This window comes from Marinobacter sp. M-5 (assembly GCF_032911545.1).
Taxonomy (GTDB): domain Bacteria; phylum Pseudomonadota; class Gammaproteobacteria; order Pseudomonadales; family Oleiphilaceae; genus Marinobacter; species Marinobacter goseongensis.
The window spans coordinates 1,590,668-1,604,321 of the sequence record NZ_JAWJEK010000001.1; the positions used below are offsets into that span (position 1 = coordinate 1,590,668).

Genomic DNA, 13,654 nt, shown 5'->3' on the forward strand with positions numbered 1-13,654 from the left:
TCTATACTCCCAGAGCATGGCGGATCAGGAACACGGTGACAAAACCGGTGGCCATAAAGGTCAGCGTAGCCACCAGCGAGCGCGGCGAAAGCCGGGAAAGACCACATACCCCGTGGCCACTGGTGCACCCTGAGCCATAGCGTGTGCCGATGCCCACCAGCAGGCCGGCAACAATCAGCGCCGGATAGCCAGCCTCAACATTGATGGGGGGCATGTCGGCCGCCAGAATCCAGAGCAGGGGCGCACCAATCAGGCCCGCCATAAAGGCAACACGCCAGCCAATGTCGCCGGTGCTGGGGGTGAGCAATCCGCCCAATATGCCGCTGATACCGGCAATGCGACCGTTAAGCAGCACAAAGCTGGCAGCCGCAAGACCGATCAGAATGCCGCCGGCCAGAGCGGTCCAGGGAGTGAATTCGCTCCAGGCGATGTCGACCATAAGGTTCTCCTGACGTTAAAATAATCAAATGAGGTGACACATGGAATAAGCATAGATTATAAGGTAATAATATGGCCGGAGCGAGGCAAAAAAAAAGCCCGGCACTGGTGGCCGGGCAGAGGCGTGCGAGTAGTATCCATGAAAGACTTCCAGACAAACCGGCATCAGCAGGGACGCCGGTATAGGGAAGTATTGACCATAATTTGTACACTTCAAGCCGAGGGTCGTTTACTTTCAAAACATTTTTTCATATCCATTGAGTACTTATACTGCGGCCTTGCACGGTGCGGGTTTCAGGCAGGTACAATGCACTGAAATTCGTGCCTAGCTGTAATACAATGGCGCCAAGATACTCTTTCATGCCCAGAGGTTGTTCCATGTCCGACGATAACGAAAACAAGCCCCAGAATGATCCGTTGCTTCCGGGCAAAATCAAGGACTCTGCGCGCCAGATCTGGCTGGCAGGACTGGGTGCCTACACCAAGGCGGAAGAGGACGCCGGGCGATTTTTTGAGCGTCTGGTACAGGAAGGCGAGCAGTTGGAAAACAAGACCCGTGATGTGGTCGAGAAGCAGATCAAGACAGTAGAAGACCGGGTGGGCGATGTTCGTGAGCGTGCAACCGGAACCTGGGACCGCCTGGAACACATGTTTGACCAGCGGGTATCCGGGGCCCTGCGTCGGTTGGGTATCCATCGCCGGGAGGAAATCGAGTCCCTTGAACATCGCATTGCGGCTCTGGAAACCGAACTCCGCCGCCTTCGCGGCGACGATGACGAGGAATAACGCCCTGCTACAGGTAATCCTGGCTCATCAGGCAAACCTGTTCCTGCTCGTCTGCTGAAAGGTAGGGCAGCAGTAACTGCATCATCTGGTAAACGCCACGACCGGGATCCACAGCGTCCCGGTCATCCAGGTGAGAGAGGCTATCATAACTGCTCCAATAACAAGCTGTTAGAGTCAGTTGCTCACAAAGTGCTGAGAGTTGGCTCGCGGAAATGTCCATCATGCCCTGGCGTTGCAAGCTGGCACAGATCGTAACGAACGCTGCCGTTTTCTTTTTCAGAATCCGCCGGAACCGGCCTTGCAGGCGATCGTAACGGGACAGCACATTGACCAGGTCCTGGTACAGAAAGCGATACCGCGCCACCGTCTCAAACAGGAGATGCAGAAAGAAACTCTGTTGATCCAGGCCGATCTCAACATCTTCCGGAACCGCCAGCAAATCTAGCATTTCCCCTTCATAGCGTTCGAACAATTCTTCGACGATATCGCCTTTACTCTTGAAGTGGTAATACAGATTCCCGGGGCTGATTTCCAGTTCGTCGGAGATCAGCAGGGTAGTGACATTAGGTTCGCCGACGCTGTTAAACAGCGCCAGGCTGATATCAAGAATACGGTCGCGGGTTTTGATTTTTTTCATATCGCGGCCTGGAAGGCAGGTTACAGGTCGAAGCTGGCCCACACCGGACAATGGTCCGAGGGCCGCTCCATGGCACGAATATCATAGGATACGCCGGCTTCACCGACCTTGGGCAACAGATCGTCGCTTGCCATGATCAAGTCAATGCGAAGTCCGCGTCGCGGATCACGTTCAAACCCCTTGCTGCGATAATCGAACCAGCTGAACGTATCGGCTTCGTCGGGGTGCAGGTGGCGGAACACGTCAGTGAAGCCACGGCTCTCTACCTGTGCCAGCCATTCCCGTTCCTCGGGCAGAAAACTGCACTTGCCGCTGCGCAGCCAGCGTTTGGCATTGTCTGCACCGATGCCGATGTCTCTGTCGGTAGGGGAGATGTTCATGTCGCCCATCAGGACCACCTGGCCACCTCCGGCTTTGAGGTCATCCAGGTAACGCATCAGGTCGCTGTAGAATTTCTCCTTGGCGGGAAACTTCACCGGGTGATCGCGGCTTTCGCCCTGGGGAAAATACCCGTTGATCACGGTCAGTTTTTCGCCGTTGTGGGAGAAAGTGCCGGTGATCAGACGACGCTGGGCGTCGGCACCATCCCACGGGTAACCCTTGGTGACGGTTTCCGGTGCCTGCCGTGACAGCAAGGCCACGCCGTAATGGGTTTTCTGGCCATGGAAATGTACGTGGTACCCAAGCTCCCGAATGGCTTCAACCGGAAACTCCTCATCGACCACCTTGGTTTCCTGTAAGCCAATGACATCCGGGTTCAGGGCGGATATCACGGCTTCCAGCTGATGAAGGCGGGTGCGAATGCTGTTGACGTTGAAGGACACAAACATCATGGGTGACGACTCTCTGCGACGCTGGCTCAAGATTATGGGCTTAGCGCGGGAGTTTAGCACAGCCAAGGAGGGAATCCGCCTTGGCTGACAGGACGGGATCAGGGAGTCAGTTCACAATCCGGGCGTTCGCTGGCTTCGTAACGAATATGCACGGTGTAATTGCCATCCTCGGATTTGCGGATATTGCTCAGGCCAATGTAATCCGTCAGCGCGCCGGTCTCGTCATAGCCCAGGGTGATGGGGTCAACCAGAAAGCGCAATACCATGCCGGAGGGCCGGATTGTGACGGTGTGCTCGGCCTCGGTCTTGTCCGTACTGACAGGTTCCATAACAAACGCGTAGTGCTTGCCTCGGGTAGGCGCCAGAAAGCGGAAATCGACTGGCTTGTCTGCGGTCACTCTTTCCCAGTGACGGCGAACCAGGTTATCGAAACCGGCATCGATAACCACGGCCTCGTCGAATTCGGTGCGGAAGGATTCGGTCTCACCCGCCGGAGTTTGCCAGCGGATGTCCAGCGAATCGTTGTTTGCCTGCGTGACCCTGATGGTTTCGACAAACTCCGGTTGCCGGAAATCCATCTCGGGTCGCAGCACAGAGTGTTTGTAGTCCAGTGACTTGGTCGCGAAGGCGTCGCTGGCGCCGGGCTTGCGATATTCCACGGTGTGAGTGGCCGGGCGCCACCGGCCCTCCCGGCATTCACCGGTGACGGCGTGGTGCTCTTCATACACCGGCGAATTGTTCTCACTGGCCTTGCCCACGAACGTGAAGCGCGCTTCGCTGGCAAAAGCCATTGGCGCGAGAGCGAGCGCCAGAGCCAGGGTCGTTACGGACCGGATTCTCATGAGGCTAGCTCCGTATACAGTGAATTACGCACATACAACAGCATTGGGAAAACCGCCAGCCAACCCACGGCCAGCGCAAGCAGAGACGTAGTCAGTACCGGCAACTCCACCGCACCAAGTTGGCTGGCAGACCAGTAGGTGAAGGGGCCGGTAATCGGAGCCAGCACCCAAGGCAGCCAGGGCTTGCTGCTGATCCACTGCAGGGAGTGAGAGAGCGTGGTCATGAAAATGGCCCAGATCGCAATCAGCCAGATCGGTGTGATCACAACCTGCCCGGTGCCGTCATCGAGGATGCCGGTGTTGAACCAGATACCATCGAGTACACCCCCAATGACAGTGCCGAAGCCGATGAACTGGGCTTCCATCCAGCGGTTCTGGCTGATCAGTGTAAAATGAATCACCAGGAAAAGGGCCACCACGCCGGCCGCCATCATGCCCGGATACAGAATACAGATCAGCCACCCGGCCTGAAACAGCACGAAGTTGATGACATTGCGGAGCGTCCGGGACTGGATCATAGGCTCAGGATGTTGTCACGTTTGTTGCCCGGCTTGGCGAACACCAACTGGGAGACACCGATTGCACGCTCACTGAAGCCCGCTTCGCAATACGCGAAGTAGAAATGCCAGAGGCGGCGGAAGGCTTGGTCGTAGCCCTTCGCCTCCAGTTTATCGGATTGGGCCATGAACCGGTTGCACCAGTCATGCAGGGTGCGGGCATAGTGGAAACCGATGTCCTCGGAGTGGGTGAGCACCAGGTTGCTGCCTTTGCGAACCGACTCGAGAATGGCGCCAAAGGACGGTATGAAACTGCCGGGAAAGATGAATCGCTGAATGAAATCCACGTTGCGCAATGCCCGCTGGTACCGCTGCTCCGGCATGTTGATCGCCTGTACCAGCGCCAGTCCATCGGGTTTGAGCAAGGTACTTATCTGGCGGAAGTAGCTGTCGAGAAACTGTGGGCCGACGGCTTCGATCATCTCGATGGACACGAGCTTGTCGAACTGGCCTTTCAGGTCACGGTAATCATCAAACAGCAGAGTAATGCGATCGTCCAGTCCCGCTTCGGTCACGCGTTCTTTGGCCAGTGCCAGCTGCTCTTCAGAAATGGTGGTGGTGGTGACGTGACAGCCGTAATGACGGGCCGCATGAATAGCAAAGCCGCCCCACCCAGTGCCGATTTCGATCACCCGGTCTCCGGGCTTGAGATCGAGCTTCTTACAGATAGCGTCCAGTTTGTGGACAGCCGCTTCATCGAGGTTGCTCTCCGGCGTAGGGTAGATGGCCGATGAGTACATCATGGTCGGGTCGAGAAACATCTCGAACAGGTCGTTGCCCAGATCGTAATGGGCGCTGATGTTCTTCCGCGAGCCCGCTTTGGTATTGCGATTCAGCCAATGCAGACCCTTCAGAGCAGGCTTGGTGATCCAGCTGAAGCGATCCTCGAACTCGTTCATCCGGTCTACGTTGCGGGTAAAAAACTGCAACAAGGCCACCAGATCCGGGCTGTCCCAGTCGCCCGCGACCCAGGATTCGGCGGCGCCAACGCTGCCACCGGTGAGCAGATCCCGCCAGGTGCTGTGATGATGGATGTGAAGTTCCGCAGCGGGATGCTGGCTGTTGCCATCGCCGAATACCAGATCTCCCTGACCTGCTTCGCGGATGGTCAGCACGCCGTCACGCAGCAGCGCCAGCTGCTGACAGACCAAACGTTTGGCGACGCGGCTTGTGGCAGGCGCACTGGGATCATTGGCGGTTGTCTGCAATGAGGTATTCAGGTTCTCCATGAGCTCACCTTTCCGCTGCTGCGGTCAATCGTATTGTTGTTTGTCACATCGACACCGGAATCATCAGTTCCAAGCCGGTGGAACGGATCGGTCTCCGGCAATTTGTCCGGATGGGTATAGAACGGCGCCCCTTTGAATTTCAATTTCAGAGCGTGCCAGTAGATCCCGGCCGCCACTTTGATTGCTTCCAGCGGAAACCGGCGCAAAGTTCCATGCAGGTGTTTACGGGTCAGAGGCGTTCGTTGGACTACTAACGTTGCGTCAAATTGCTTCGCGCTGCCCTCCAGTACGTTCATATGAATGCGCAGTTCCGGTCCACGGAAGCTGAAAGTCCACTGGTAGTGCTGGTCCATGCCATTAAACGGCGAGACATGAAAGCGTTTCTGGAAGCCGAATCGCTCGCTGTGCCAACCCGCGTGCATTGCCGGGGAATCTTCAGCCTCTCCACGGGTCTCCAGGCAATAAAGGTGCCGATCGTGCCAAGGGGTATTGGTGATCTGCGCGAGAATGACCTTGGGCACGGCGCCGGTGTCGGGTCGATCGCCGGCGCGATAGCAGAAATAGAAGCTGACAGGGTTGAACACGTACCCCAGGTACCGCGGGTGGGTGATCAGTTCCACCGCACCGTCAGGTCGCCATCCGGTGGCTTCCTCAGTCTGATCACGAATGGCGGTCAACAGGTCCGGGCTGTCGGGCCGGAAGTAGTCCTTGCGATACAGCGATAGCCAGTTAAAGCGCTCACTGGAAAACAGCGGGCTGATCGTCGTGATTCGGTGCCATTCGCCAAGCTCCAGCGCCAGCATGCCGGTACGGTAGCTGAATTCGTGGCCCACCGGCGATTTGCGACGGTGGCGGATGCTGCCTTCCAGCCACTGGCTGGCCAGCGCGGCTTCGGCTGAATGGCGGGCCGATGCAGACATGATCAGAGCTCCACACCAAAGGCGTTGGTTACCCGCAGGGCACTGCGTACCCCGTCTTCGTGAAACCCGTTGAACCAGTACGCACCGCAAAAGTGGCTACGGTTGCGATTGCCGATCTCGTCATAGCGATTCTGTGCCGCGACGGCCTCGAGGGTGAACACCGGGTGCGCGTAATCGAAGCGCTTGATAACACTATCCTCGGCAATGTCCTGACTCCGGTTAAGGGTCACGCAGAAGGTTTCCGGTGCGTCGTGGAAATTCTGCAGGATGTTCATATTGTAGGTTACCGAGACCGGCTCGGTGCTGTGCCCGGGTATGAAATAGTTCCAGGCAGCCCAGGCCCGGCGGTTGGAGGGCAGTACCGAACTGTCGGTATGCAACACCACGTCGTTGCGCTGATAGCCAATGGCGCCAAGTACGTCCCGTTCGCTGTTGGTGGGATCGGCCAGCATGGCGAGCGCCTGATCACTGTGGCAGGCAAAAATGACCTGGTCGAAGGTATGCTCTTCGCCGCGCACGGTCAGCACAACATTATCAGGATGGCGCACCACGGAGGTGACCGGGCTGCTGAGGTGTGTCCGGTCACCGAGTCGGTCCATCATTTTGCTGACGTACTGCGCCGAACCGCCGGAGATCACCCGCCAGGTTGGCCGGTGATCCACCGAGAGCATGCCGTGGTTGTTGAAAAACTGGAGGAAGAACCGGATCGGAAAACGCTCCAGAACAATCTCCGGTGCCGACCAGATCGCCGCTCCCATGGGCACAATGTAGTAACTGCGGAAATACCGGGAGTAGCGGTTGCGGTTCAGGTATTCCCCCAGCGTTTCCTCGTCATTGATCGAGCCGGCTTTCAGATCTTCACGGGTTTCTTTATTGAACCGCAGGATTTCGCGAATCATTTTCAGAAACGGCAGATTCAGCAGGTTGCTGCGCTGGGCAAATAATGTGTTGAGGCTGGTCCCGTTGTATTGCAGACCGGTGGCGTGGCTATCCACGCTGAAGCTCATGTCGCTGACTTCCGACGGTACATCGAGGCGATCCATCAGCTTCATGAAGTTCGGGTAAGTCCAGTCGTTGAAGACAATGAAACCGGTATTCACCGGCCAGACCCGACCGCCCGCCTCAACCTGTTCGGTGTTAGTGTGTCCGCCGGCGTAATCCGCCGCTTCGAAAAGCTGAACGTCGTGTTTTTCAGAAAGCAGCCAGGCAGCAGTGAGGCCGGAAACCCCGGCGCCAATGACAGCGATGCGCTGACGTGGTTCATTCATCAGGGTGTTTCCTGTCAGTTATTACCTTGCCGGGCCATGGCCGCGGACATTCGGTCGATGATCGGACGGGGAAGGGCACCGAGCAGGCGCAGCGTCCAGGTGAAGCGTTTGGGAAAAGCGATTTCATTCCGGCCCTTGGCGAGACCTCGGACGATCCGGTTCGCAGCGTCCTCGGAACTGACCAGGAACGGCATCGGAAAATCGTTACGATCGGTCAGTGGAGTTTTCACAAACCCCGGCGACACCACAACCACATCAATGCCTTCGACCGCCAGATCGGCTCTGAGGGCGTGGGCAAAATAGGTCAACGCGGCCTTGGAGGCGCCATAGCCTTCAGCCCGAGCGAACGGAAACCACCAGGCTGACGAACTTACAATCACCAGCGTTGCCGGCTCACCCTTGGCTTTCGCCCGCCGCAGCGCGGGCAGGGCTATATCCAGGCAGCGTGCCGTACCAACCACGTTTGTATTGAGGTTGTTGGCGATAATCTGGCTGTCATAATCAGCGATCTCCAGGTACTCACAGGTGCCTGCGTTGAGTATCACCATATTGAGCGGGCCGTAACGCTCAAGTTCCGGCGCCATCGCCTGCAGCCGCTCTGTATCTGTCGTGTCTGCAGGCGCGGAGGTTACCCGGTCCGGGGCCAGTTCGGCCAGTGTGTCCAGCGGCTGTTGACGACGACCAGTGACGATCAGCCTGTGTCCCTGTTCGATCAGGGCCACTGACACCGCCTCACCTATGCCGGTACCGGCGCCCGTGATCCAGATGTTGCGCGTGCCTTCCAGTCTCTTGCTCATCCCGCATGCTTCCTGAGCCAACGGATAAATGCACCGATAACCGGGAGATTCTCGTAAAGCAGCTGGCCGGCGTCGAAATAATCCCGGTGGTGGGTGACCTTGCCGTGCCGGATCACCAGCCGGCTCATACCGTCGACGTGGATTTCGCGCCCGCGACGGATACGCTTGTGCCGCAGATGCATGACCCAGGTAATCCCGACATTCTCGCCGTTTACCACAGGCTCACCGAAATCAAAGCGGCAAGACACCACGTTGGCGTAGGCACCGGCAAAGTAGTGAGTCAGTTGATCGAGACCGGTGACGGCGTTCAGCGGATCTTCGAACTGAACATTTTCACTGTAAACGGTCGACAACTTGTTCAGATTTCCGGCGTCCAGGGCATTAAACAGTTCACGGAATCGGTCCAGAGTGACCGGAACCGCGGAGTCCTTGCTGCCGACTTCGATGACTGAGGCGGTGCTCATCAACGATTCCTCCTCTTCGCGTCGAGATTGCGAGTTTCTTCCTGAATGTGTTTGGGAATCGGATTAAGGTCCCAGATGATACCGAGCTTCGACATTAGCCAGAGCCCGTACCAGGTCACGTCGATTTCATACCAGCGGAAACCTTGGCGTACGGATTGCGGCCAGCGGTGATGGTTGTTATGCCACCCTTCGCCCAGTGTCAGCAGAGCCAGCCAGAAGTTATTGCGGCTGTCGTCGTCGGTGTCAAAACGGCGTTTGCCCCAGACGTGAGAGAGCGAGTTGATCGACACAGTGGCGTGAAACAGCACCACGGTGGATACAAAGAAGCCCCACACCAGCAGTTGGAGTCCGTTCGTGCCCAACCCGGGTGCCCAGGCTGCAAGGGCTTCGCCCAGAGCGTAGATCAGAACGGCAGCGGCGGCTGGAACCAGCGAATCAAACCGGTTAACGAACTTGAGTTCGGGAAACTTCAGCCAGTCTTTTACGCGGCGCTCGTTCATGGCGAACCCGGCATCGCAGGTGAACCAACCGGCGTGAGACCACCAGAAGCCACCCTGATGGGGGGAGTGCAGATCCTGTTCCTGATCAGAGTGCTGATGATGATGGCGATGGTGTGCGGCCCACCACAATGGACCGCGTTGGGCAGAACTGGCACCGAGAATCGCAAAGGCAAGCTGCGCCGGGCGGCTGGTTTTGAACGTTTTGTGGGCAAAATAACGATGGTAAAACCCGGTTATCGCGAACATACGAATCAGAAAAAACCCGAATGCAAAGGCCAGCGCGAATCCGCTGACACCGGTATAAAATGCAAGCAGGCACGCAAGATGGAGTGCGATGAATGGAATGACCCGGATAATGTTGAATGATCTCGACGTGGAGTCGATGTGATCCGAACCCGCCGAGGAGTCGAACCATCTCAGAATGTTGGTTAGCCAATATTGCGCTCGGGTCATACCCAGATTGCCCTTTTTCGTGAATAAACTGTTACTGCATTATTCGCACGCTACCGTTGATATGGTTCAACAGTCGCTCGAATTTACGTTCTAACCCTGCTTTTGGATGCACCTTTAACAATGATTAACCAAAAAAGTCAGAGCTCGGATATACGCCGTGTCGCGGTTGTTGGTTCAGGTTTGGCAGGCCTGTCGGCCGCGCGACTGTTAACGCAGCAGGGCACCTCTGTGACCCTGTTCGAGAAGAGCCGGGGACCCGGCGGACGTCTCGCTGCCAAGCGGGTAACCGGTGGTTCGGCCGACGTAGGAGCTCAGTATTTCACAATCCGGAGCCCGGAGTTCTCCCGTTTTCTCCACGAATACGCCGGTGAGGCGGCCTTTGCCGCCTGGGAGGCACGTTTTGGCTATCAGCAGCCCGATGGTCGGTGGCAGGCTTTTCCGGAGGAGCCTCGATATGTGGGCACGCCGCGGATGACCGCCATCAGCCGAGCCCTCGCGTCGGGCCTGGAGATACAGGCAGAAACCCGGATTGCCGAATTGGCCCGAACCGACACGCAGTGGACACTGACCGATACCGCCGGCCAGCCTTATGGCCCCTTCGACGCCGTGATTATCACCGCTCCGCCGGCCCAGGCCCGGGATTTGCTGGCGGACAGCACACTGCCGGATTTGGCGCAGCAGCTGAACGGCCCAGTATCAGCCATTCTGCCGTGTTGGGCGGTGGCGGCTTACTATGAAACCCCACCCACTGACACCTTCGAGGGTATGCGCCCCAACCACGACATACTGTATTGGGTTGCCAACAACTCCAGTAAGCCGGGGCGAGACGACAAGGGCCAGTGGTGGGTTCTGCACGCAACGCCGCAGTGGTCAGCCGACAACGAACACACCCCCGCGGAAGAGGTGATGGGTTCGATGGTCGCGGCCTTCCAGGAACTGACCGGTGCGCAACACGCACCGGTGGAAACCGTGAGCCACCGCTGGCTTTATGCCCGATCTGCTGACTCAGACAGGCCCGGGTGCCTGTGGTTCCCCGACGACGGCATAGGGCTGGCCGGTGATTGGCTGGCCGGTGGCCGTGTGGAGGGGGCATTCGACAGTGCCCGGTCCCTGATCAACGCGATGAACAGGGTCTAAGCGGGCGCGGTAACGGTCGGTTGCAGGTAGAAATGGGTGATCGTGCCGTCACTGAACTTGCTGAAAAAGGCACTGACATCGGTGATTTTCCGCAACGACCGGGTTCGGTATATGGGGTCTCTCACCAGCACCTTGATGCCATTGAAGTTATCCTGGATATTCGAGAAGCGCGCCCGCATGGAGCAGGTCACCACCCGGGCCGGATCGAGCTTGAGCTCCTTGGCGAGCCAGCGGCTGTGATCGGCTATGCCGGCGGCGCTCAGATCCTCCCGGGTGTCGAGATGGTCCAGTTTGATCCGGTCCACAATGCAACGGGAAAAGCTGCGGGGGTCGCGCCGGGCCACCTTGCGAAACGCCTCCCAGAAAAAGTTGTCTGTGAGTTCTGCAAAATACCGCATGTTGCTGAGACAGGTGTCGACCCATTCAAAGCTTTCCCGGTCTTCGAGGACTTCGTTGATTGCCTCGCGCAGCAGCCAGTCGAAGCCGAGTGCTGTCTTGTGGGCGTAGACCTTGCGGTACATCTGGTGGCGGCTATAAACGAAGTCCTCCAGCGCACCCAGACCTTTCTGGGTGATCGCCAACCCGAGCCAGGGTTCTGCCACATTCCAGCCAAAACGAAGGTTGCTCAACAGATGGTCAAGGTTGAAGCCGCCGATAGTCACCGAAGAGTGGAAGCCGTCCCGCAGCATGTAATCCGCCCGGTCAGCGTCAATTTCACCAGAGACAATGGATGACAACAGATCCATGACCAGGTGCGGAATGTCGGCATTGCTCAGGGCGCCTGAGTGGGCGTCATCGCCTGCAATGAACCCCCAGAATGTCTGGGCGTGGCGGCAGAATGCCTCGCTGGGCTGCACATCCGTGGTCTCCATGATACCGATGACATCCCGGGCGTCGAGTCCGGCCGCAGCGATGTCGATATCGGCCAGCACTTCGTGGGCGACACGCACGGAGTAGTGCTCGTGTTCCAGTTCGTCCGGCGCGCTCTGGTGGTACACCGAGTAATCCACGCCTTCCCACAAGTCGTCGAACCGGCTCGGCCGGGACATCAGGTCGCGAATACGCCGCGCCTGGGTAAACTGATGGGAGAAGCTGGAATGGCCGCTATCATGCAGCAGGCAGCCGAGACGAATGGTCTTGGCGAGGTAGTCAATAGCGTCCAGTTGGCTGAGGCTGAGATCGGTTTTCTCGCTGAGCTGTTTTTCCCGCAGGTAGGCATCGATCATGGAGCGGAACATGCGGGTGCCCACGTGCATCACACCAATGCTGTGGAGAAATCGAGAGTGGGTCGCGCCAGGAAACACCAGACTGAGGATGTCGTTCTGGCAGATATTGCGCAGGCGCTGGAAAAGCGGATGATCGATCACGCGTATCTCGTGACGATAGAGTGGAATGCCCCCGTGCACCGGATCCATGATCAGTTTGTCGTAAGCTCCGAGCAGATCGTTTACGGCGCTTCTCATCGTGTCTTTTCCCCCAAAATCAGCAAACTTGGCTTGTTATATCACACGGCCGTGCCAGAATAGGCGTTATATACCGGAATTATCCTTTAACGATGGTAGTTTAGGGCCACCGCCATGACCTCGCGCACTGAGCGCATTCTTATCATAGATTCCGACGAGAAGGCACGCAGCGAACTGAGCCGCCATCTGGAGGCTCGTGGCTTCTATGTGACCGGTTGCCCCGACAGCATCACGGCGCTGGATATGTTCACCAAGAGCATTCCGGACGTGATATTCGCTGACTTGCCCACCAGTGCCATCAGTGAACTGGCAGCCCGGCTGGAAGATCTGGAAACCTTTACCCCCATTGTGGCCTGTTCTGACACAGTCCGCTCTGTTGATGTGGTGGACGCGCTGCGCGCGGGCGCCGCGGACTTCGTGCTCAAGTCCTGTGCCGACGGCAAGAACGCACTTGATGATGTGATTGGCAAGCTGTTCGACCGGGTCCGGGTCAATCGGCTGAATCAGTTGTATCGGCAGGAACTGGAAGAGGCCAACCGCGATCTGCGCAACGGGATAGCCGAGCTCCGGGCGGATCAGCGGGCAGGGCGCAAAGTTCAACTGAAAATGCTGCCGGACAACGATCAGATCCTGTCCGGCCTGAGCGTGACCCATCTGATCAAGCCTTCGCTGTATCTCAGTGGTGATTTTCTCGACTATTTCCGCATTTCCGAAGACAAGGTGCTGGTCTATATTGCTGATGTGTCCGGCCATGGCGCCAGCTCTGCATTTGTCACCGTATTGCTGAAAAACCTCTCCAACCGTCTGCAGAGAAACCTTCGTCGTGGGTCCAGCGATGACATTCTGTACCCGGAGCGTTTCCTGGAACGCATCAATTCGGAACTGCTGGACACCGGCCTCGGTAAACACGTAACCGTGTTCGTTGGCATTATTACGGTATCTGAGCGTAAATTACGGTATGCAGTCGGCGCCCATTTCCCGATGCCGATCCTATCCTTCGATGGCGGCAGCACGGCATTCCTTGAGGGTAGCGGCCTACCGGTTGGGTTGTTCGAGTCTCCGGAATGGGAGGTGTACGAGGTTTCCCTTGAGAAGCCGTTTCGGCTGATTCTGTTTTCAGATGGCATTCTGGAAGTTATCCGGGCCAAAAGCCTCGATGAAAAGGAACAGACACTACTTGAACTCGTGTCGGGAGGTCGTCACACTATCGCATCTCTGAACCAGGCGCTGAGTCTGGATGCGATCACAGAGTTACCGGACGATATCGCGATAGTATCGGTAACTGACATCCTCGCCGGTTCGGACAACACGTCGTCGAAATAGTGGCAGT

At 57.4% G+C, this 13,654-nt stretch carries 15 protein-coding genes; 3 read left to right on the forward strand and 12 right to left on the reverse strand.

The window, feature by feature from the left end:
* Position 1: 1 nt before the first annotated feature.
* A complete protein-coding gene (locus R0125_RS07265; RefSeq protein WP_248181162.1) occupies positions 2–439 on the reverse strand; it encodes a YeeE/YedE family protein in 438 nt (145 codons plus the stop codon).
* A gap of 377 nt (positions 440–816) precedes the next feature.
* Here R0125_RS07265 and R0125_RS07270 point away from each other — a divergent pair, with 377 nt between their 5' ends.
* A complete protein-coding gene (locus R0125_RS07270; protein WP_248181163.1) occupies positions 817–1,224 on the forward strand; it encodes a phasin family protein in 408 nt (135 codons plus the stop codon).
* A 7-nt stretch (positions 1,225–1,231) separates the two neighbouring features.
* Here R0125_RS07270 and R0125_RS07275 read toward each other — a convergent pair whose 3' ends face one another.
* The 10 genes from R0125_RS07275 to R0125_RS07320 all read right to left on the reverse strand — a co-directional run bounded on the left by R0125_RS07275 (position 1,232) and on the right by R0125_RS07320 (position 9,724).
* Positions 1,232–1,861: a TetR/AcrR family transcriptional regulator gene (locus tag R0125_RS07275; protein WP_317237688.1), complete on the reverse strand. Its 630-nt coding sequence runs from the start codon at positions 1,859–1,861 to the stop codon at positions 1,232–1,234.
* Between the two features lie 20 nt (positions 1,862–1,881).
* A complete protein-coding gene (xthA, locus tag R0125_RS07280; protein ID WP_248181165.1) occupies positions 1,882–2,694 on the reverse strand; it encodes an exodeoxyribonuclease III in 813 nt (270 codons plus the stop codon).
* Between the two features lie 98 nt (positions 2,695–2,792).
* Complete coding sequence (locus tag R0125_RS07285; protein WP_317237689.1) at positions 2,793–3,536, reverse strand: hypothetical protein; 744 nt, start codon at positions 3,534–3,536, stop codon at positions 2,793–2,795.
* The gene (locus R0125_RS07290; protein WP_248181167.1) at positions 3,533–4,054 is read right to left on the reverse strand and encodes a DUF2878 domain-containing protein; all 522 of its coding nucleotides are present in this window, start codon (positions 4,052–4,054) and stop codon (positions 3,533–3,535) included. Before R0125_RS07290 ends, R0125_RS07285 begins: the two co-directional genes overlap by 4 nt.
* Entirely contained in the window at positions 4,051–5,322 is a 1,272-nt protein-coding gene (locus R0125_RS07295; protein WP_317237690.1) for a cyclopropane-fatty-acyl-phospholipid synthase family protein, read from the reverse strand. The genes R0125_RS07290 and R0125_RS07295 overlap by 4 nt, the downstream gene beginning before the upstream one ends.
* The gene (locus tag R0125_RS07300; protein WP_248181301.1) at positions 5,310–6,206 is read right to left on the reverse strand and encodes a DUF1365 domain-containing protein; all 897 of its coding nucleotides are present in this window, start codon (positions 6,204–6,206) and stop codon (positions 5,310–5,312) included. Before R0125_RS07300 ends, R0125_RS07295 begins: the two co-directional genes overlap by 13 nt.
* Positions 6,207–6,244: 38 nt before the next feature.
* On the reverse strand, positions 6,245–7,510 hold the full coding sequence (locus R0125_RS07305) for an NAD(P)/FAD-dependent oxidoreductase (protein WP_317237691.1): 1,266 nt from the start codon (positions 7,508–7,510) through the stop codon (positions 6,245–6,247).
* Between the two features lie 14 nt (positions 7,511–7,524).
* Positions 7,525–8,307 (reverse strand): SDR family NAD(P)-dependent oxidoreductase, encoded by a 783-nt coding sequence (locus R0125_RS07310; protein ID WP_248181170.1) that lies wholly within the window; start codon positions 8,305–8,307, stop codon positions 7,525–7,527.
* A complete protein-coding gene (locus R0125_RS07315; protein ID WP_248181171.1) occupies positions 8,304–8,771 on the reverse strand; it encodes a nuclear transport factor 2 family protein in 468 nt (155 codons plus the stop codon). Before R0125_RS07315 ends, R0125_RS07310 begins: the two co-directional genes overlap by 4 nt.
* Positions 8,771–9,724 carry an acyl-CoA desaturase gene (locus R0125_RS07320; protein ID WP_248181172.1) on the reverse strand — a complete coding sequence of 318 codons (954 nt, stop codon included), beginning with the start codon at positions 9,722–9,724 and terminating at the stop codon, positions 8,771–8,773. Before R0125_RS07320 ends, R0125_RS07315 begins: the two co-directional genes overlap by 1 nt.
* 120 nt (positions 9,725–9,844) lie before the next feature.
* On the opposite strand from R0125_RS07320, the gene R0125_RS07325 reads away from it, so the two are divergent.
* Positions 9,845–10,861, forward strand: coding sequence for an NAD(P)/FAD-dependent oxidoreductase (locus tag R0125_RS07325; RefSeq protein ID WP_317237692.1), 1,017 nt, complete (start codon positions 9,845–9,847; stop codon positions 10,859–10,861).
* Here the strand turns inward: R0125_RS07325 and R0125_RS07330 are convergent.
* Complete coding sequence (locus R0125_RS07330; protein WP_248181174.1) at positions 10,858–12,324, reverse strand: HD domain-containing protein; 1,467 nt, start codon at positions 12,322–12,324, stop codon at positions 10,858–10,860. The two genes, R0125_RS07325 and R0125_RS07330, sit on opposite strands and share 4 nt — an antisense overlap.
* Positions 12,325–12,438: 114 nt before the next feature.
* On the opposite strand from R0125_RS07330, the gene R0125_RS07335 reads away from it, so the two are divergent.
* Positions 12,439–13,647, forward strand: coding sequence for a PP2C family protein-serine/threonine phosphatase (locus R0125_RS07335; RefSeq protein WP_248181175.1), 1,209 nt, complete (start codon positions 12,439–12,441; stop codon positions 13,645–13,647).
* Positions 13,648–13,654 lie beyond the last annotated feature (7 nt).